Source organism: Pseudomonas sp. CF161, assembly GCF_000416215.1.
Classification (GTDB): Bacteria; Pseudomonadota; Gammaproteobacteria; order Pseudomonadales; family Pseudomonadaceae; genus Aquipseudomonas.
In genome coordinates, this window is the sequence record NZ_ATLP01000126.1 from 46193 (window position 1) to 66727 (window position 20535).

14 protein-coding genes and 1 tRNA gene are annotated in these 20535 nt (G+C 59.8%); 11 read left to right on the top strand and 4 right to left on the bottom strand.

Going from position 1 to position 20535, the window contains the following annotated elements; translation table 11 throughout:
• Positions 1–23: 23 nt before the first annotated feature.
• The 3 genes from purC to CF161_RS30460 all read left to right on the top strand — a co-directional run bounded on the left by purC (position 24) and on the right by CF161_RS30460 (position 1951).
• Positions 24–737 carry a phosphoribosylaminoimidazolesuccinocarboxamide synthase gene (purC, locus tag CF161_RS30450; protein WP_020300483.1) on the top strand — a complete coding sequence of 238 codons (714 nt, stop codon included), beginning with the start codon at positions 24–26 and terminating at the stop codon, positions 735–737.
• An 83-nt stretch (positions 738–820) separates the two neighbouring features.
• Positions 821–910, top strand: a tRNA-Ser gene (locus tag CF161_RS30455).
• A gap of 144 nt (positions 911–1054) precedes the next feature.
• Positions 1055–1951 (top strand): LysR family transcriptional regulator, encoded by an 897-nt coding sequence (locus tag CF161_RS30460; RefSeq protein ID WP_043231030.1) that lies wholly within the window; start codon positions 1055–1057, stop codon positions 1949–1951.
• On the opposite strand, the gene CF161_RS30465 is transcribed toward CF161_RS30460, so the two are convergent.
• The gene (locus CF161_RS30465) at positions 1948–3363 is read right to left on the bottom strand and encodes an amino acid permease (protein WP_020300485.1); all 1416 of its coding nucleotides are present in this window, start codon (positions 3361–3363) and stop codon (positions 1948–1950) included. The genes CF161_RS30460 and CF161_RS30465 overlap by 4 nt on opposite strands.
• Before the next feature lie 247 nt (positions 3364–3610).
• Here CF161_RS30465 and CF161_RS30470 point away from each other — a divergent pair, with 247 nt between their 5' ends.
• The gene (locus tag CF161_RS30470; protein WP_020300486.1) at positions 3611–4414 is read left to right on the top strand and encodes a phytanoyl-CoA dioxygenase family protein; all 804 of its coding nucleotides are present in this window, start codon (positions 3611–3613) and stop codon (positions 4412–4414) included.
• A 45-nt stretch (positions 4415–4459) separates the two neighbouring features.
• Here CF161_RS30470 and CF161_RS30475 read toward each other — a convergent pair whose 3' ends face one another.
• The 3 genes from CF161_RS30475 to CF161_RS30485 form a co-directional block, all read right to left on the bottom strand.
• Complete coding sequence (locus CF161_RS30475; RefSeq protein ID WP_020300487.1) at positions 4460–6934, bottom strand: TonB-dependent receptor; 2475 nt, start codon at positions 6932–6934, stop codon at positions 4460–4462.
• Positions 6935–7067: 133 nt separating this feature from the next.
• Positions 7068–8036 (bottom strand): FecR domain-containing protein, encoded by a 969-nt coding sequence (locus CF161_RS30480; RefSeq protein WP_256206969.1) that lies wholly within the window; start codon positions 8034–8036, stop codon positions 7068–7070.
• Entirely contained in the window at positions 8012–8524 is a 513-nt protein-coding gene (locus CF161_RS30485; protein WP_020300489.1) for a sigma-70 family RNA polymerase sigma factor, read from the bottom strand. The genes CF161_RS30480 and CF161_RS30485 overlap by 25 nt, the downstream gene beginning before the upstream one ends.
• A 287-nt stretch (positions 8525–8811) precedes the next feature.
• Here CF161_RS30485 and CF161_RS30490 point away from each other — a divergent pair, with 287 nt between their 5' ends.
• The 7 genes from CF161_RS30490 to CF161_RS30515 all read left to right on the top strand — a co-directional run bounded on the left by CF161_RS30490 (position 8812) and on the right by CF161_RS30515 (position 20405).
• Positions 8812–10458 carry an ankyrin repeat domain-containing protein gene (locus tag CF161_RS30490; RefSeq protein WP_043230970.1) on the top strand — a complete coding sequence of 549 codons (1647 nt, stop codon included), beginning with the start codon at positions 8812–8814 and terminating at the stop codon, positions 10456–10458.
• A gap of 81 nt (positions 10459–10539) precedes the next feature.
• Entirely contained in the window at positions 10540–11460 is a 921-nt protein-coding gene (locus CF161_RS30495) for a LysR substrate-binding domain-containing protein (RefSeq protein ID WP_020300491.1), read from the top strand.
• Between the two features lie 82 nt (positions 11461–11542).
• Positions 11543–12733 carry a low temperature requirement protein A gene (locus CF161_RS30500; protein WP_020300492.1) on the top strand — a complete coding sequence of 397 codons (1191 nt, stop codon included), beginning with the start codon at positions 11543–11545 and terminating at the stop codon, positions 12731–12733.
• Between the two features lie 645 nt (positions 12734–13378).
• Entirely contained in the window at positions 13379–14287 is a 909-nt protein-coding gene (locus CF161_RS30505) for a hypothetical protein (RefSeq protein ID WP_256206970.1), read from the top strand.
• A gap of 727 nt (positions 14288–15014) precedes the next feature.
• Positions 15015–15239 carry a hypothetical protein gene (locus CF161_RS32990; RefSeq protein ID WP_156882758.1) on the top strand — a complete coding sequence of 75 codons (225 nt, stop codon included), beginning with the start codon at positions 15015–15017 and terminating at the stop codon, positions 15237–15239.
• A 405-nt stretch (positions 15240–15644) separates the two neighbouring features.
• A complete protein-coding gene (locus CF161_RS30510; protein ID WP_020300494.1) occupies positions 15645–17288 on the top strand; it encodes a ShlB/FhaC/HecB family hemolysin secretion/activation protein in 1644 nt (547 codons plus the stop codon).
• Positions 17289–17363: 75 nt separating this feature from the next.
• A complete protein-coding gene (locus tag CF161_RS30515; RefSeq protein WP_020300495.1) occupies positions 17364–20405 on the top strand; it encodes a GLUG motif-containing protein in 3042 nt (1013 codons plus the stop codon).
• Positions 20406–20535: the final 130 nt, after the last annotated feature.

A 20535-nucleotide genomic window follows, 5' to 3' on the forward strand; every position in this document is an offset into this window, starting at 1 on the left:
CTACCTAGCAAGCGGAGCCCATCATGGAAAAACGTGAAGAACTCTACCGCGGCAAAGCCAAGTCGGTTTACAAGACCGACGACGCCGACCGCTTGATCCTGCTGTTTCGCAACGACACCTCGGCGTTCGACGGCAAGCGCATCGAACAACTCGACCGCAAAGGCATGGTGAACAACAAGTTCAACGCCTTCATCATGCAAAAACTCGAAGCGGCCGGCGTGCCGACTCAGTTCGACAAGCTGCTGGGCGACAACGAGTGCCTGGTGAAGAAGCTCGACATGATCCCGGTCGAGTGTGTGGTGCGTAACTACGCCGCCGGTAGCCTGGTCAAGCGCCTGGGCGTGGAAGAGGGCCTGAAGCTCAACCCTTACACCTTCGAACTGTTCCTCAAGGACGACGCCAAGGGCGACCCGTTCATCAACGAATCCCACGTCGTGGCATTCGGTTGGGGCACGGCCGAGCAACTGGTACGCATGAAAGAACTGTCGCTCAAGGTCAACGAAGTCCTGAGCAAACTGTTCGACGATGCCGGCTTGCTGCTGGTCGACTTCAAACTTGAATTCGGCGTGTTCCGTGACGGCTCCATCGTCCTGGGCGACGAGTTCAGCCCCGACGGCTGCCGCCTGTGGGACAAGGACACCAAGAAGAAGATGGACAAGGACCGCTTCCGTCAGGGCCTCGGTGACGTCATCGAAGCCTACGAAGAAGTCGCCAACCGTCTTGGCGTACCGCTTTAACCGACGCAAGCATCTGATAGCACGGAAAAATTTCGCCTAGGGGGTTCGCTTCCGGCAAAAGTGTTGTTATGATGCGCGCCGTTGGAGAGATGCCAGAGTGGCCGAATGGGACGGATTCGAAATCCGTTGTACCTTCACCGGTACCTAGGGTTCGAATCCCTATCTCTCCGCCATACATAGAGAAGCCCCTGAAACCTTTGGTTTCAGGGGCTTTTTCGTTTCCGGATTCTGGTAAAACGCCCTGTCAGGAGTACCACCTTTGAGCGGACATGGCCTGGGGTATCATCGGGCAAAACGATAATAAGGATACCCGGCCGATGATTGGTTTTACCTTGCGCCAGCTCGAGTACTTTGTGGCTGCCGCGGAGCAGGGCAGCGTCAGCGCCGCAGCCCGGGCGATGCATATTTCCCAACCTTCGGTGTCCCTGGCCATCTCGCAGTTGGAAGCGACATTGGGTGAGAAGCTGTTTCATCGGCAGGCCAGCCGCGGCCTTGATTTGAGCCCGGCCGGGCGCAAGTTGCTGGAGCAGGCGCGGGAGATTTTGAGCAAGGCGGGGGCCATGGGCGGCGTTGAGGATGAGCAGGCCGGCTTGCGCGGAACGCTGAGCCTGATCTGCTTCCAGGACCTGGGACCGTACTTTGCTCCGCGCTTGCTGGCGGGGTTTCGCCAGTTGCACCCCGAGGTCAGCATCACCCTGTTTGAAACCGATCTGGCCGGGGTCAACCGCCGCCTGAGCGACGGCAAGGCCGAGCTGGCGCTGACCTATGAGGTCGGGCTCGACCCGCATATCGAGACCCGAGTGCTGGCGCGGCTGGCGCCCTATGCGTTGCTTCCGGCCGAGCACCCGTTGGCGCAGCAGGAGCAGGTGTCGTTGGTAGACCTGGCCGACGAGTGCCTGATTCTGGAAGACATCGCCCGGACCCGTGAGTATTTCCTGTCGTTGTTCTGGGCCTGCGATCTGCAGCCCAGGTCACAACAACTGACCCAGACTTTCGAAATGCAGCGCGGGCTGGTGGCCCACGGTTACGGAGTGGCGCTGTCCTGTACCCGCCCGGTGGGGGATTGCAGCTACGACGGTCGGCCCTTGGCCTGCCGCCCCCTGGTGGAGGCGGTCAGTCCGCAGTCGGTGGTGCTCGCCCAGTCCAGCGCGATGCCGGCGTCGCGGGTGGCGCAGGCGTTCCTGGATTGGGCGACCGAGCAGTTTCCCGCCTAGGGTTGCACGCGTGAGGCGCTGGCCTTGGGCGGTATGCCGAGCAGCTTGTCGTGGCGCGCCAGGCACAGCCAGTAGCCGACCGACAACAACGCCAGCCAGGCGATGCCGACGTAGAGCGCCATCCGGGTGTCCGGGAACCAGGCCAGCACGCCGAAGATAAACAGCATGAAGATGATCGCGCAGGCCGGGCCCAGGGGCCAGAACGGCACCGGGAATTGCAGTTCGGCGATGTCCTGGGGGCTCATGCGGCGGCGCATCACGACCTGGGACAGGAGGATCATCAGCCAGACCCAGACAATCGAAAACGTCACCACGGCGGCCAGCATCAGGAACAGGTTTTTCGGCGCCAGGTAGTTGAGCAGCACGCCCAGCAGCAACGCGGCAGACATCACCAGTACGGTCATCCATGGCACCCCGAAACGCGACAACCGGGCGAAGCTGGCCGGCGCCTGGCCATTGTTGGCCATGCCGTACATCATGCGCCCGGCGCTGAAAATATCGCTGTTGATGGCCGATACCGCTGCCGAGATCACCACGATATTCAGCAGGGTCGCGGCCGAACTGATCCCCAGGCCGCTGAAGATCTGCACAAAGGGGCTGCCCTCGCCGCCGATCTTCGGCCAGGGGTACAGCGACATCAGGACCAACAAGGTCAGCACGTAAAACAGCAGGATACGCAGCGGCACCGAGTTGATCGCCCGGGGAATCGCCCGCTGCGGGTCCTTGGCTTCGCCGGCGGTGATGCCGATCATTTCCACCCCGCCGAAGGCGAACATGACCACCGAGAACGACGCGATCATGCCGCTCAGACCATTGGGGAACAGGCCGCCGTAGCTCCACAGGTTGCTGATGGACGCGGTGTGTTCAGCGGCGTTCCCCAACTGGATGCCAAAAATCAGCACTGCGGCACCGGCGACGATCATCGAGATAATCGCGGTGACCTTCAGCAGCGAGAGCCAGAACTCCAACTCGCCAAATACCTTGACGCTGCACAGGTTCAGGGCGCCGATAAAAAACACGATGCCCAGGACCCAGATCCAGGCCGGGGTGTCGGGAAACCAGAACCCCATATAGACGCCGAACGCGGTGACGTCCGCCAGGCACACCACCAGCATCGAAAACGCATAACTCCAGCCGGTCAGAAAACCCGGGAAGCGTCCCAGGTATTGGCTGGTGTACTGGCCGAAGGAGCCGGATACCGGGTTGCGCACCGCCATTTCACCCAGGGCGCGCATCATCATGTAGATGGCGGCACCGCCGATCAGGTAGGCCAGCAATACCGAAGGCCCGGCCAGTTGAATGGCCGAGGCGGAGCCGTAGAACAGCCCGGTGCCGATGGCCGAACCCAGTGCCATGAAGCGAATGTGACGGGCATTCAAGCCCCGCCGCATTGCAGGTCTTTTGTCGTTCATCCCAAGTAACTCCTGATTGTTTTTATTATTGGGCGATTAACTGCGGGTGATGAAGCGTAGGGCGTGACCTGCACTTTATTGATCACAAGGCAATCGGCAGGTCATGGCTATTAACCGGTTAATGACTGGGCCTGACAACAAGCCGGCTATACAAAGTACCTATAGTGGCAAATAAGTAATTTATCGTTTACGGCAAAAGTTAAGCCCTCCAATACTGGGATTTATTACAACAAGAGAGGGCAGGCGGATGAACTCGGATATCGAACAGTTTCAACGTGACGGCGCCATCGTATTGCGCGGCGTATTCAGCGACTGGGTGGAACGCCTGCGCGACGGTTTCGAGCAGAACCTCGCCCAGCCCAGTGCCTTTGCCATCGAGAACGTGGGCAATGGTGAGCGCGGACGTTTTTTCGAGGACTACTGCAACTGGCAGCGCATCGCCCCGTTCAAGGACTTTGTCCTGAACTCTCCGGCCGCGGCGATTGCCGGCCAACTCATGCAGTCGCGGCAGGTGCAGGTGTTCCACGACCATATCCTGGTCAAGGAACCCGGCACCTCCAAAGCCACGCCCTGGCATCAGGACCTGCCCTATTACTGTGTCGATGGCCTGCAAACCGCCAGCTACTGGATCCCCCTGGACCCGGTGACCCGCCACAACACCTTGAGCGTGGTCTTGGGCTCCCATCGCTGGCCCAAGCCGGTGCGCCCGAAAAGCTGGGCCAGCAACCAGGACTTTTACGGCGCCACCGATGAGGTCTCCGGCGAAAGCCGGTTCATGGACATGCCGGATGTGGACAATGGCGACTACCAGATCCTGTCCCCTGAACTGATGCCTGGCGACGCCGTGGTCTTCGATTTTCGCACCGTGCACGGCGCCGCCGGCAACATCGGCAACGGTCGCCGCCGCGCGTTCTCGACCCGTTTCATGGGCGACGATGTGCGCTACGTCCAGCGCCCCGGGCGCACCTCGCCACCGTTCCCCGGCATCGACCTGAAAGACGGCGATCGCATGCGTGAGGACTGGTTTCCGGTGGTTTGGGAACAACGCTGACAGGCCCGCACCGGGACCGGGCTGATGCCGCTCCCGGTGTTTTTCTCAGAGTGACCAGCGCACCGTCAGCATGGCGTTACGTGGCTCGCCATACAGGTTCGAGCCGAAGCTGGTGTTGTTGCCGAGGCTCTGGTAGTACTTTTTGTCCATCAGGTTATTGACGTTCAGGCTGATATCCAGATTCTGCGAGGCTTTGTAACGGGTCATCAGGTCGACCAGGGTGTAAGCCTGCTGCTCGATGCGGTAATCGAGCTTGCTCCCGTAGTAATTGGTGCCGCTGTTGTAAATGGTGTTCTGCCGATATAGACCGCCACCGATGGTCCAGCGATTCCAGGGACCGGGTAACTGGTAGGTGGTGAACGCCTTGAACACATGCCGTGGAATATCGGTATCGAACAGGCGCCCAACATTGGCGGGGTCGGCATCCTTGATGTACTTGACCTCGGAAAAGGTGTAGCCGGCTCCCAGTTCCCAACCCTGCGCCAGCGTACCGTTGAGCTCCAGGTCGATACCTTCGCTACGCACCTCGCCCGCGGCTTCGTAGCAGGTGGTCCCGGGGCACAGGGCAAGGTTGAGTTGCTTTGCCCGATTCTCCTGGTCGATGCGGTACAGCGCAGCGCTGGCGTTCAAGCGCCCGTCGAAGTACTCGCCCTTGATCCCGACTTCATAGTTCTTTCCCTCAATGGGTTTTAGCGAGTTGTTTTGCGTATCCAGCTCGGTCTGTGGCCGGAAGATATCGGTGTAGCTGATATAGACCGAGTGATGCTGGTCGAGGTCGTACACCGCGCCGGCATAACGGGTCAGGTGACGGGGTACATGGTTTGGTCGGCTGGACGAGTAGGAAGTGCCCTCCCAACTGGTATCCACATCGAAGTAGTACCAGTCCAGGCGGCCGCCGAGGATCAGTTTCAGGGAGTCGGTCAGGTTGAAGCGGCTGGTGAGGTAAGTGCCTTTCTGCTTGGAGGTCCGGTGCTGTTTCCAGGGCTCCAGGCTCATGTACTGTTTGGGGTTGCTGACCGGATCCCAGAGGTTGGTGTCAGTGGGATCGGTTCGGTAGTTGCCTTTGCCGTTGAAGGTCAACTCCCTTTGGCTGGCGCCGACCACCAGCTCATGGCTGCGCCCAAGCAGAGAGAAGGGCCCGCTGACGTAGGCGTCATAGCTGTTTTGCTGATCCTTGTACTTGTATTGGCCCACGTACTGGCCGAACTCGTTTTCATTGCTGTCCATCCGCTCGGGCATGGAGCCCAGCATGTTCAGTTCGGACCAGGTTTTGCTGGCCGACAGCAGGAGTTTCCAGCTTTCGGCGAAACGGTATTCCAGGCGGCTGAAGACGGTGGTGTTGTCCTGGTCCCAGTACTCCCAGTCATTGCCCAGATAGGTCGAGCGCGAGAGGTGCAGGTCGCTGCCATCGACAGCCGTTGGCAAGCCGCCCCAGGAGGTATTGTTGTTGGCGTTTTGGTTCGAGGCGCCGACGGTCAGCAGGGTGTCCTCGTTGAGGTCGGCTTCGGTGATGGCATAGAACACCGAGCGCTCGGAGCTGCTGAAATCCTGAAAGCTGTTTTTGCTTTGATAGGCGGCGACCACCCGCCCGCGCAAGGTCGCGCTTTCATTCAGGGCGTTCGAGGCGTCGATTTCGGTGCGGTAGTCATCCCAGCTGCCGGCGCTGCCCGTGATGCTCAATTGCCCGGTGGCCGTTGGGCGTTTGCGGACCAGGTTGATACCCGCTGAGGGGTTGCCGGAGCCCTGCATCATCCCGGTGGCGCCACGAACCACTTCGACACGATCAAATATCGCCATATCGGGCGATGAGTTCATGTCCCGACTGAGGTAGTGGGACAGATCGTTGGGCAACCCATCGGTGGTCAGGTTTTCAACGGCGAAGCCCCTTGCGTAAAAGGTCGGACGCTGCGGGCCGTCCTTGGTCATTGAAATCCCCGGGGTACCCTTGAGCACGTCTTCCAGGGTTTTCATGTTCTGGTCGTCCATGCGCTGACGGGTAATGACCGTGACCGATTGCGGGGTCTCGCGGTTGGAAAGAGCGAGCTTGGTGGCTGTCTGCATGGTGCCTGTGGTGTATGAGCCACTCCCTTCAGTCGTCGCGCCCAGGCCGTTTGCAGAGATAGTGGTGGCGTCCAGCTCCATGACTTCGGCCTCCTGCTGCTTGACCAGGCTGTAACGCCTCACGCCCTCCTGGCGTACTTGCAAGCCACTGCTGGACAGCAGGTGTGCGAATCCACCCTCCAGCGAGTAGTTGCCTTTGAGGCCCTGGGTGGTCAGGCCGGCGGTCTGTTGCGAGCCGAACGACAGGGTCACGCCGCTGGCGGCAGCAAACTGGCTCAGGGCGGTGCCCAGCGGGCCTGCCGGTATGTCGTAGGCCGCCTGTTCGGCAACACTTTGCGCCCAGCCGTGGGGAACCATGGTCATGATCGACAGTGAGCCGCCGAGAGTCAGGTTCAATAGCGCGCGATTGAGGGACTGGCGTAGGCCGGCCTGTTTGAGAGGGGGGAGGGGGTGACTCATATAACGCTTCCTATGCCGTGGCAGTGAAGGCGGCTGATTGACCGCTCTACTCAAGAGCCGAACGTGAATTCAAATCGGCAAGGAGCAATGAGTATTTTTCTCATCTTGCTTGGCGGATCGGGCAGGGCAGGAATCAGGCCTCGATGCGGACCCAGTAGCGTGAAAAGGTGCGGACCTTGACCGGTAATGACGCCTGCAGGTTGGCCAGCAGCGCATCCGTGTCATCGAGCAGGAAGGCGCCGGAGATTCTCAGGTCGGCCACTTCGGGAGCGCAGCCCAGATAGCCAGGGCGATAGCGCGCCAGCTCATGGATGAAGTCGGCCAGGCGCCATTCGATGACGACCAGTTGGCCCCGGGTCCAGTGATTGATGTCCGGGTCGGCCGGACGCACGGCGGCGGCCTGGTTTGCCGCGAAGTTCAGGGTTTGCCCGGCTTCCACCCGGCTGACCTGCTGCGGGGCATGCTGGGGACGAACCTCCACCGCGTGGGTTTGGACGCTGACCTGGGTGAAATCCTGGTGCAGGCGCACGTCGAAACGCGTGCCCAAGGCCAGGATGCTGCCATGGGGTGTTTCCACCGAGAGCGGGCGAGAAGGGGCACGATCAAGGGCGGTGCTGATGAAAATTTCGCCATGGCGCAAGCGGATCAGGCGCTGATTGGTGTTGAAGTCGATGTCCACTTGGGTGTCGGTGTTCAGATTCAGCTGGCTGCCATCGGCCAGCACGACCTGGCGGCGCTGGCCGGTGCGGGTAGCAAAGTCCGCGCTGTAGGGGGACTGTCGATAACCGCCGAAGGTTGCAGCGCCGGCCGCCAGCAGCATCAGCAGTTTCAGGCCATGACGTCGCTGCACGCCCATTTTGCTCAGGACGGGCAGGGCGACATCCAGTGGCACACCGTGCAATTGCTGTTGCAGCTTCTCGATCCGAGACCAGGCGCTGGCGTGTTCGGGGCGAGCCGCCAGCCACTGCTGCCAGGCCTGGAGCTGCGTGGATTCGACGTCGCTGTCGTTGAGGATGAGGTACCACTGCACGGCCGCTTGCAGATGGCTCTTGTCGGGAGCAGCACCCTGGGCGCTGTTCATTCGTCCATCAACAGAATGCATTGCAGCAGCGCCTTGCCGAGGTGGTTTTTTACCGTGGTTACGGACAGGCCGGTCTGGCGCGCGACCTCTACATAGCTCAGGCCTTCAAGCTGCACCAGCAGGAAAATGTGCCGCGTCCTGGCCCCCAGGCCATGGAGCATGGCGTCGATAGCCATCAGGGACTCAATGATCAGGTGGTAGGTTTCGGGGGAGACGTCGACCGGTTCCGGGCGTGCGGCGAGAACCTCGAGGTAGGCGTGTTCCAATGCACGGCGCCGTGCCTTGTCAATCAACAGGCCGCGGGCAATGGTGACCAGGTAGTGGCGAGGCTCACGCAATGCGGGCAACTGGCGCGCGGTGAGCATGCGCATAAAGGTGTCCTGCGCCAGGTCGGCCGCATCGGCACAATTGCCGGTGCGGCCGCGCAGCCAGTTTTTCAGCCAGCCATGATGCTGTCCGTACAGGAGCTCGATATCGAGCGGTGCTGAAGCCTTGCCACTTGCGTCCATGATTTCAAGTCGTAAATGATAATGTATCCCATTGTTATCCATGTTCCCCTGACATGACAACGAGCACGCCCGATCTTCACCTGGCGGGCGAGGTGGTGAGTTGCCTGGGGAGGATCGCCGCGGAGACCGGCTCATAAAGGGCTTTTTTTTCCGCCGACAGGCCGTCACACTGCGCACCTGTCTGCGCACGCGTATGCACTGGCTTCAGCGGCTGTTCGACGCTTTCTGTACCTTGTCGCTCCCGCGCCACAGCGTTCGCCCGCGCTTAACGTTCAAAGGAAAAATGGATGTTCCGCCTCGCTTGTCGCTCCCGTTTCAGCTTCGCCATCAACTTCATCAGCCCGTCTGTTGCTCCGTTGTCCCGGCCGACCCCGGGTCGTAGAGGACTGCTCTGCGCCGTGCTGCTGGGGCAGGCGCTGGCGACCCAGGCGGCTGAAGCGGGCAGCGCCGGGCCGTCCCCCGACGTGCTGGCGCAGCTGTATGTCGAGGCCTTTATCAATGACGACCCGGCGAGCTTCGCCCGCTTGAGTTCGGCCCAGCACTACGCCGATGGGGCAAAGGTGCGCGCCACTATGCAGGCCCTGGCCGAACGTACCGCGTTGGGCGCCGCGCTGGAAAACCTGGGGAGCTTTACCCGCAGTGCCATCAACCGCGGCGCCGCGCTTTCGGCCGACCAGGAACAGCAGTTGCGGGCCCTGGCGCAAGCACAGGCCCTGGCGATTCGGCAGGTTCAATGCAAGGTCACTGAGAGTCAGGTCATGGCGACGTGCTCGGCGGGCGAGTCGCCCAAGGTCGAGGTGCACCTTGCCTGCCAGGTGCCGCAGATTCCGGCCTGGCCTGCGACTGCCGGTGGCCAGCAGGACCCAACGGCGCTGGCGCAGCCGTATTTTGCCGCGCTCTCCAGCGCCTGGCAGGGGCCGGCCAGCAAGGTCGTGCCGGTGAAGCTGCGTCTGGACAGGTCGCAGCAAGGGCAGGGCTGGGAGCTGGACGGGTCCCATGACACGCGCGGGGTGATTGCCGCGATCAGTCGCAGCCTGAGCCCGGATGCCGGGCCCGAGAGCAGGCGCACTTATATTCCCGGTGCGACCGACATGACCCTCAACCCCTGCATCTACACCAGCAGCTCGGACTTCAATAATTCGCTGATTCTGCTCAATGAGCGGTTCTGGGAGCACGCGACGCCAGCGGATGTGGAGCAGGTGCTGGCCAGGTTCGGTGAGGCCTTGCCGCTGGTGTACGACACCGGTGACGACACCACGGCCTTTCATGTGGCGCTCCAGGCCAAGGCCGCGCTGCCGGCCATGCAAACCTTGCGCAAGCACCTGGCCCATATGCCGGGGCTTGAGGGGTTTCGCACCTCGCTGCTGAACGAGGCGATCAAGGCCCATAACCCGCCGGCGACCATCAAGTGGCTGCTGGATGAGGGCGCCCCGGCCGACGAGTATCGAAACGACGGCTCCATGCGCCCGCTGATCTACGCGATAACGGAAGGGGCAGATGCGCAGACCATCGATCTGCTGGTGGCCGCCGGTGCTGATGTTTCCTACTACAACAACACCGAGCATCCCGATCTGGATGCCTTTCGCGCGGCACTGGATACCGATCATCCCATCGCCCGCCAGGCCATCGCCCGGCACCTGCCGCTGCCCGAGCATGGCAGCGAGTTGATGGAGTATGTACTGGACCGGCTGTTCGTTGGCGTCCAGTACCGGCCGGAACGCCCCGATGCGGCCGGGGATATCCTGCCCATCTTTATCGAGCGCGGCATGCGCCTGGATGAGACCTACTGCGACACCTCCACCACCCGTCGCTACTCCTGCACCCCGGAGCAGCGCAGCAACCTGCTGGACATGGCCCTTGAAATCGGCAACCCGGGGTTGATCGAGTTCTTCAGGAAAAAAGGCCTCAAACCCCATCCTTCCGAGGGCCAATAGCCACGCGCAACTGCGCGTAGACGCCGATCCCGCGACCTCCCTACACTGGCCCCTGTGTTTTTTGGGGCTGGGGGAGCGCTGATGAATCGCAATGAACTGCGTAAGGCGGACATCAATCTGATGGTGGTGTTCGAGACCCTGATGCTGGAGCGCAATGTCACGCGGGCGGCGGAGAAACTGTTTCTTGGCCAGCCGACCATCAGTTCGGCGCTCAACCGCCTGCGGGCCATGTTCAATGACCCGTTGTTTATCCGCGTTGGCCATCGCATGGAGCCCACGGCCCGCGCCGAAGAGCTGATTGCCCATTTGTCGCCGGCGCTGGACGCCTTGTCGTCGGCCCTGAGCCTGACCCGTGATTTCGACCCTGCCAGCAGCACCATGACCTTTCGCATCGGCCTGTCCGATGACGTCGAGTTCGGCTTGTTACCGCCGCTGCTGCGGGCCTTGCGCCAGGAAGCGCCGCTGGTGGTGTTTGTGGTGCAGCACGTGGATTACTGGCGCATCCCCGACCTCCTGGCTTCCGGTGATATCACCGTCGGCATCAGCCAGACCCGCGGCCTGCCGGCCAATGCCAAGCGCAAGCTGCTGCGGCATATCCAGCCCAGCGTGCTGCGCGCCGATGCCAGCAGCACCCCGCTGACCCTCGATGAATACTGCGCGCGGCCCCATGTGCTGGTATCGCACACGGCCAATGTCAGCGGCTACGCCGATGAGTGGCTGGCAGAGATTGGCCGCAAGCGGCATGTGGTGCTGTCGGTGCCGCAATACAGTTCGCTGCCGGCACTGCTGGCCGGAACCGACCTGCTGGCCAGCCTGCCGGACTACACCGCCGCCGCCATGGCTGCCTCCGGGCAGCTGTTCAATGAGCCGTTCCCGTTCAAGACCCCGACCCTGGACCTGTCCATGGTCTGGCTCAGCCATGTCGACACCGACCCGGCCGAGCGCTGGCTGCGCTCGCGCCTGGAAGCCTTCATGAGTGAGCGCAGCCTGCTGGCGCACTGATTCAGCCGCGGGCTTGCTGGCCCGGGGTGCGGCTGCTTTGCTGTGATGCAGGACCGGTGCATATTTTCTGGCGGAGATCCCCATGAGCAAACCCCGTTCGCTGTTGCGTGGCCGTGGCAGTCTCGACAGCGGCAAGGTCGGCATGGTCGAGTTGTTCTTCGACCTGGTGTTCGTCTTTGCCGTGACCCAACTCTCCCATTCGCTGCTGGCGCACCTGAGTATTGGCGGCGCGGTGCAGGTGGCGTTGCTGATGGTGGCGGTGTGGTGGGTGTGGATTTTCACCTCCTGGGTCACCAATTGGCTCGACCCGGAGCAACTGCCGATCCGCCTCGGCCTGTTCGGCCTGATGGTCGCCGGCCTGCTGCTGTCGTCTTCGATCCCTCAGGCCTTTGGCGAACGCGGGCTGCTGTTTGCCGGGGCCTATGTGTTTATGCAAGTCGGGCGTACCGCGTTTGCCATCTGGGCGGTGCGCGGCGAGGCGCTGAATATGACCCGCAATTTCCAGCGGATCCTGGCCTGGATGCTGTTGTCCGCGCTGTTCTGGATCGGCGGGGCGCTGCTCCAGGGGCATCAGCGCCTGTTGCTGTGGGCACTGGCGCTGCTGATCGAACTGGTCTCGCCCTCGTTGTATTTCTGGGTCCCGGGCCTGGGGCGCTCGACCCTCAAGGACTGGAACGTCGAAGGCAATCACATGGCCGAGCGTTGCGGGTTGTTTGTGATCATTGCCCTGGGCGAGTCATTGCTGGTGACCGGCGCGACCTTCGCCGAGCTGGCCTGGAGCGTTCAAGGGCTGCTGGCCTTCGTGGTGGCGGTGCTGGGCAGCATTGCCATGTGGTGGGTGTATTTCGACAGCGGCGCCGAGCGCGCCCACCATCGGATCGCCCACTCCGACGACCCCGGGCGCCAGGCGCGCATCGCCTACACCTACCTGCACGTGCTGATCGTCGCCGGGATTATTGTCAGCGCGGTGGCCGATGAACTGGTGCTGGTGCACCCGGACCAGGCCAGCGCTGCCGGGATCGTTGCCATCATCGGAGGGCCCTGGTTGTTCCTGCTCGGTTGTGCGCTGTTCAAGTGGGTCATGGCCGACCGGGTGCTGCCGCCACTGTCGCACCTGGTGGGGCTGGTGCTGTTGCTGGGGCTGTTGCCGCCGGCCCTCAATCATCTGTTTTCGGCCCTGGCCCTGGGCTCGCTGACCACGGCGGTGATGGTGCTGGTGGCGGCCTGGGAGAGCCGGGTACTGCGCGATGACAGGGCGGCCACGGAGCATTGAAGCGGCGCGTTGAACGTGCGCAGAAATATGCCGGCGTTGGCCGGTGTTGACGACCACCGCGGCCGCCTAGCGGTTGAGCTTCATGACCGTGTCAGACAGGCGCTCAGCACTGAGTGAGTCGACGTGTGGAGCATCCGGGATCGACTGTGTGCTTTGAAGGTGGCGTGCATGGGGCGACTACGACCCACTGCCCGATCCAGAACAAGGGCGGGCTGAGCCTGAAGCGCTGGTGCCGGGTGCTTTTTTTCATCGTCGGATACCCGTGTCGGGCTGCCGAGCGGCGTCTCTGGAAAGTCGCTCGTTATTGGCTATTAGCACGCTTCCCAAGCCCCTGCCATGAATGGCGTCATGTTAAAAAACGTCTGGAAATAGATAGAGGAAGTGTTGTGGCGTAATGTTGCGGGGATATTGCGTGGGTGTTTTTTTTATCTGTTTCAGGGGCTTTAAAGTTGAGACTTGGCTTATATCAAGGCGATCACGGAAGGATTAGCGTGTCACGTCCTGTTCGCTTGAGCCTGAGTATTTTTTATGAGGATCCTTCAGAGTGTATTAAGTTTTTTTTTGCTGTTTGGAGTGCTAGGGAATAGCCAGGCAGCGTCTGCTGCCCAATTTACCTGTAGCTCGTCAGGGAATTATCAAGAGCGTATGAGCGTTCCCGGCACTATAAATATACCCAATGAAGCGACGCAGGGAACCGTGCTCTGGCGCTCGCCCATAATAAAGGGGGAATTTATATGTAAAAATACCCCTAATGGCCAATCGCATGCGCTGGCGTACATACTCAATCCTAGCAAATATGCCGAGCCTCTCGGTCTCAATCTTGAACTGGGTGTCACCTACAATGGGCAGGATTATACGTGTCCCTCTTCTTGTAATATAGAATTGAAGGCCACCTTGCCCAGCTGTACCGAAAACTGTCCTAGTGTGAATGTTCCCTTCAATTACAGTTTATTTATCGTCAAAAAAACGCCGCCCGGAGATAATCAGGACGACGTCGTTACAGGAGTGGCTAGCCACAAAGTACTTCAGTTGAGTGGCATGGATATAAATATGGATGACCCTGTCAAAATGTGGGGGCTTACCCTCATAAATCTTCATCTAATAAAATATATAAAGTGTCCGATCACGATAGGGTTTTCAACCCAGAATATTGATTTTGGTACTATTTCGTCCGGCAGCGCCGACGTTGGTGGTGTGGCCAGTACTCGTGAAGTGACTCTTTTTGCCAATAAAGATACTTCAGGATTGTGCCGTGGTGATAAATCGGTGTTTAGCATAAGCGCCTTTATGAAGGCTGCCCCCTTAAGTGCCGTCAATGCTGGCGAGAACTTGCTGATTCCCTACGGGATTGACAATAAGCCCTTCGACTCGGTGGGCATTCAACTGCTCAGAAACAAGACCGTCATCCCCTTTAACCAAGAAACCACGATGTTCGACGCGAGCAGCGAGATCTCGCGCAGTCAAAAGCTCGACGTCAACGTGATCTGGCGCACTGATCGACCAGAAGCAGGGGGGTTCAGAGGCGGGGTCATCATGGAGTTTTACCATCGGTAGGGTGTTTTTTGCCCGGCCGGTGTTTGGGGGGGCAACCAGTCTGAACACTCCCGGCTCGGGTTTGCATTTCATGTTGCGTAACGGAACCGCAGGTTGCACTCGATAGCGATCAATGTGGTGGCGAAAGTGAGCTCTTATTATGAAGGTCGAGAGCGTACTTCCCAGTAATGCCTAACGGCCCTAAATATTTTGGTATTTGCCAATCCTGAAGTACCTGCCGTCGCGGGGCTCATCTTGAAAATTGTGGATGAATATTTACTTGTTGTTCAGTCAATCGACGGTGAATAAATAGGCTGGAGCGTGCGATGCATTGATTAGAGGGTGTTGTCATATTTTGTGGCGGCGACGACCATTCGAAGTGTTGTCCGGTTTTTGTTTTTGCTAGTTTAAGACGATCCTTATAGAAGGACCTGTTTTTAAGTTGTTTTAATGGCGCCCGTGGTCAGTGTTGAGGTTTTTGGATTTTTGAGGCCAATGGGTTAATTAAAAAACAGTAGCTTTATAAGTCCTGTTGGTTGGAGCGAGATCTCATGCTTTTTCGGAGTGTCAGGTTTCTCCGCGCTATGCCAAACATGAGTGTTGTGATTTGGGCTTATGTTGTGTGGCGTTGAAAAGTAAATCATAGAGAAGTAAATCATATGAGGTTCAGGCCTTTTAAGTCTTTGCGGTGACTTTCGGGGTTATTCACGTTGCATGGCGCTCCTATCTAGTTAAAACGGAAGGTGGCATGTTTCCCGTTGTCGTCGGTAGAGCGCTTGGTGTCTGGAAAGTTGAAGATGGCGTTCAATTAGGGGTGAAAAATTTCGGCGCTGTGGAAGGCGTGCAATTGGGGTGTTTTGTTGTTGTTTTTCAAGCAATAAGACTTTATCTGGATGGCCGTAAGGTCATTGTGCGTTCGCGCGTTGTTATGTCGTCTGTCCGTACCCTTTTAGTCTCGATTGATAAAAGCTAATGGTTCGGGGGGAAGAGTTTTTTACGTCCGCGGTACACCATTTTTTGTGAACTAAAGCTGCTTTGGTTTGTGCGGTTCTAGTGAGTCTTTTGTTTAACTTTTTGTGTTTCTTCAGTTGAATCTTGAACGTGTTGGGATCTGCTCATGTCGAGCGTTCAGTGCTGTCGGGCATCGCGCTGCGGGTGGCTTATCGCGTGCGCATCAAGCTGGGCTGGTTAGGTCCTGCCTGTAAAGCAACGGATGGCCCAGCTCAGTCGGCCGTTCATGAGCAAATTGCGATAGACAGTGGGGAGAGGACGAGTGGAAGTATGCGGGTGCAAGACTGAGGGTGGCAGGGACCAGCCATTTAATGGTCTGCGGGGCGGGCGTGTCGAAGGGCCCAGGCAACGCTGGTCTCGGGGCGGTTTGGGGCTGCTGCTGGTGTTGCCGTGGGCCGCATCGGGGGCGGTGTATGTACCCAACGCGGGGCAAGTGATGCGTGATATCGAAGCGACGCAGCCTTCGCTGCCACAAACCACGGAACCTGAGTTGGACCTGCCAACGGTCGATCAACCGAGCGCAACGGCCCCAGATACTTCCGGGTTTCGTTTGCAGGTCAACGATTTTGTCATTGTCGGTAACCGGCAGTTCAGCAGCGAGGTGCTGCAACCCCTGCTGGCGGACTTGAAAGGGCAGGAGCTGGACCTGAACCAGTTGCGTGCGGCTGCCGAGCGTTTAACCGACTATTACCAGGGCCAGGGTTACATGCTGGCCCGAGCCTTCCTGCCGGCCCAGGATATCGAAGACGGTGTCGTACGCATCGAGGTCCTGGAGGGCCGTTACGGCCGTATCGAAGTGCAGAATCAGTCTCGAGCGCTGGACTCGGTGATTCGCGGTCCATTGTCGTCGCTCAAAAGCGATGCCGCGGTCTACAGCGACGATCTTGAGCGCAGCCTGCTGTTGCTGAGCGACCTTCCCGGCGTGCGGGTCAAGGGCACCTTGAGCGCCGGTGCGCACCGCGGAACCACCGACCTGCTGATCGATGCCCAGCCCGGCCCCTGGGCCAGCGGTACCCTGGAGGCGGATAACTACGGCGGTTTCTACACGGGCGAGTATCGACTCGGGGGCAGCTTCAACCTCAACAACCCCTTGCGCCTGGGGGACCAGCTCAACCTGCGCGTGCTCGGCAGTGATGAGGATCAGCGCTACTACCGTGCCGCCTACAAACTTCCGGTAGGTCCCTGGTCGACGGGCCTGGGCATGGCTTACTCCCACATGAGCTATCAGTTGAGCAAGGACTTCGAGGTGCTGGAGGCCCATGGTCAAGCCAGTATCGGCAGCCTCTTTGTCACTCAGCCCCTGATCCGCAGCCGTACCTTCGACCTCAGCGCGCAGTTGCAGTACGAAGACAAGCGGCTGCGGGACGACATCGACCTGTTCGAGGCCAGCAGCAGCAAGCATGTCGAACTCTGGAGCCTGAGCCTCAATGGCAACCATCAGGACGGATGGCTTGGGGGCGGGCAGAACATTTTCTACCTCACTTATGGCAGTGGCCGTTTGAGTCTCGATGGACCACAAGACCAGTGGCGTGATCGCTTCACTGCCGGTACGGCCGGCGGGTTTCAGAAGATCAATCTCAACACCGCGCGGATGCAGTACCTGAGCACGCGCTTTCAGCTCTATACCCAGCTCAATGCGCAGTGGGCATCGTCCAACCTGGACAGCTCGGAAAAATTCGGCATTGGCGGTCCATTCGATGTGCGCGCTTATCCCCAAGGGACTGGCAGCGGTGACCAGGGCTGGCAGGCGAGCCAGGAGCTGCGTTACGCCCTGGCCCCCCGCTGGCAGCTCAAGGCGTTTGTCGACCACGGTGCGGTGCAAGTCAACAAACACCCCTGGACCCGCGAAGACAACCGTCGCCAGCTCTCGGGCGCGGGCCTGGGCGCCAGTTGGATCGGGCCCTCGCAGCAGATCAGCGTGACCAGCTCCTGGACGCTGGATAACAACAGTGAAGGCAGTGGCCCCGAGCGTACGCCTCGGATCTGGGCCGTTGCGACTCAGTATTTCTGAAGCCCTGTGTGCGCTTTGGAGACGGTGCCGTCTTGCAGGACTGCAGGACGTTAATTAGAAAAGACAGGAGTTAACGTGAATAAAGTGTATGCATTGGTCTGGAATCAGGCCCAGGGCTGCTGGAATGTGACCCACGAAGGCGCACGTCGCCGTCGGCGGGCAGGCAGTGGCAAAGGCCTGCTCGTGGCGCTGGCCAGTGTTCTGACAATCGGCGGGCTGCCCTCCGCGTTCGCTTTGCCGAGCGGAGAGACGGTGGTATCGGGAACTGCGAATATTCTGACGTACGACAATCAGCAGCAGATGTCTATCAATCAGCACTCTGACAAGCTGATCCTCAACTGGAGCGATTTCAGTGTGGGCGGCGGCCAGACGGTGACCTTCAACCAGCCGAACTCGACCTCTATTGCGTTGAACCGGGTCATAGGGGCTAACGGCAGTAATATCCAGGGGCGGATCAACGCCAACGGCCAGGTGTTCCTGATCAACCCTAACGGTGTGGTGTTCAGCAAGAGTGCTCAGGTCAATGTCGGTGGCCTGGTGGCCTCGACCCAGGACATGAAAAACGCCGATTTTACGGCGGGCAACTACAGGTTTGCCGGCACTTCGACGGGCAATATGGTCAACGAAGGATCCATCACCGCGGCGGATGGCGGTAGCGTGGCCCTGATCGGCAGAGTCGTTAACAACCAAGGCACCATCAAGGCGCAAAATGGGCGTGTAGCCTTGGGTGCGGGGGACGGATTCACCGTCAGCTTTGACAGCAACAATCTGTTGGACCTGAAAGTCGATGCTGCTGCGATCAATGCCCTGGTGAGCAATGGCGGGCTGCTCAAGGCCGATGGTGGGCAGGTGCTGATGACCGCCAGGAGTTCCGGCGAGATGTACAAGACTGTGGTCAATAACACGGGCGCCATCGAAGCCCTGACCTTGTCGAAGAAGGCCGGAAAAATCACCCTGGACGGTGGCGACGTAGGCGTGGTGGAGGTCGCGGGTTCATTGGACGCCAGCGCCCTGACCGCGAAAGGCGACGGTGGCCTGGTCGAAACCAAGGGCGCCATCACCAAGGTGCAACTGATTACCCGGGTCAATACCAAGGCAAGCAATGGCCAGACCGGCACCTGGAAAATCAGCTCTGCCGAGGTCAAGGTCAATCCAATCTCCACCCCCGGTAGCAACACCGTTTATGCCGACACCCTGGCGTATAACCTGGCCACCACCAATATCGAGTTGAGCAGCCAGGGAGATGCCACGGTGGGCGGCTCGGTTGCCTGGGCCAGCGGCAATAAGTTGAGTATTGCGGCCGATAAGAATATCCACATCAACAACAGTCTCAAGGGCAGCGGCGGCGCAACCCGGATCGAGCTCAATGCCGGGGAAAACATCACGCTCAACAGCACGCTGGAACTCTCCGGGACCAACAGCAGCCTCGGCCTGGATTACGGCGGCGCCTATGTCCAGGGCAAGGATGGCAAGGTCACGCTGTCCGGCAGCGGCGCGGCGTTCGACTCGCAGGGTCAGCTGTACAGCGTGATTCAGAACGCCGCTCAGTTGCAGGGGATCGGCAGCAGCCTTGGTGGCCGGTATGTACTGGGCAACGACATCCAAGGCAGTGGCGGCAGAATCAAGTCCATTGGTGGCAGCGCGGAGTTCAGCGGAACGTTCGATGGCCTGGGCAACACCATCAGCGGTTTCACTGTCAATACAGACGGCCCTTACGGTGGTCTGTTCGCCAGATCGTCCGGCAGCATCAGCAACCTCAATCTGGCGGGGATGACCATCTACGGCACGACCTCCAATGCCGGCTTCAGCTATGTTGGCGGGCTGGTGGGCATGAACCGCGGGATGATCAGCAACGTCAATGCCACTAATCAGCGGGTCTACGCCAACAGCAATCAGTACAACAACTTGGGCGGGCTGGTGGGCGTCAACTCGGGCGGTTCCATCGATCGCTCATCGGTGGCCGGTATTGTCAGCGGTAATGGCTTGACTCTCGCCGTCGGTGGCTTGGTGGGGGAAAACGGCAACAGTGCCAATCCGTTCGGCCGGGGCAGAATCTCCAATAGCCGCACCAACGTACAGGTTCTTGGGACCATGCAGATCAGTCCCATTGGCGGTATGGGGGGGCTGGTGGGGGTCAACAAGAATGGTCTGATTACCGACTCGTCAAGTGCTGGAACGGTCGGGACCGGTTTCACCACTTACAAGCAAGACCCGAACTTCGGCGGGTTGGTGGGGTACAACCAGGGTGGCGAAATTAGGAACTCTCACTCCTCGGTCAACGTAGTGGGTTATGTCGCCAGTGTTATTGGTGGCCTGGTGGGCCTCAATGAGGGCTACATCACTGACTCCAGCGCCTCGGGTACGGTCAGCGGCTTTGGAAGCGAGGCTGCAGGTGGCCTGGTGGGCATAAACAGCTACAGCACTCTGGTCAACGTCAAGGCTTCCGGCAAGGTGGTTGATTCCTCCGGCGCCAATGTCGGTGGCCTGGTAGGCAAGAGTGTTCGCGGCGTGATCCAAGTCGCTGAAGCCACCGGTGCTGTTGTGGGCGGTAACAGCGCCAATATCGGCGGGCTCATCGGGCACAACATTTGGGGCACAACCTCGGCGGCTCAGGCTTGGGGCAAGGTTGATGGCGGGGCTCTAAGCAGTGTGGGTGGGCTGGTGGGTTACAACGAGGGCGACCTGTTATCGGTTGAAGCCCACGGTAAGGTCAATGCGGGTAACAGCAGCGCTGTGGGCGGTTTGGTGGGGACCAATAGCAACAGATCCTCGACCATTTTTTCTGCAACGGCCAACGGTGACGTTGCTGGCGGGAGCCAGAGTTCTGTTGGCGGCCTGGTCGGGCAGAACAATGCGTGGATCAGCAACTCCTTGGCCACGGGCCAGGTGAGTGGCGGCAGTTATGCACGCATGGGGGGCTTGGCTGGCTTGAATTTGGGCTCCATTCGGGAGTCCGTAGCCTACGGCAAGATCAACGTCGTTCCGCGCAACTACCAGACCTACGGTGGCCTGGTTGGCGTCAACTACGGCCGTCTGGCCCAAAACACCGCATTGGGCTCAGCGGCCCAGGTGCCAGCGGTTGGTCTCAACCAGGGTGACTTCTTGACCGATGACTAGCACCCGTTAAAGCACAGCAACTGCAGCCCTTGGTACGCCTGGCAGGTGCTGGGCGCATCGAGTGTTGGTTGCTATCGGATGCTCTCTATCTCGTCCCTTGTTTTTCCTCGTCCCAGATGGCCAGAAGCAA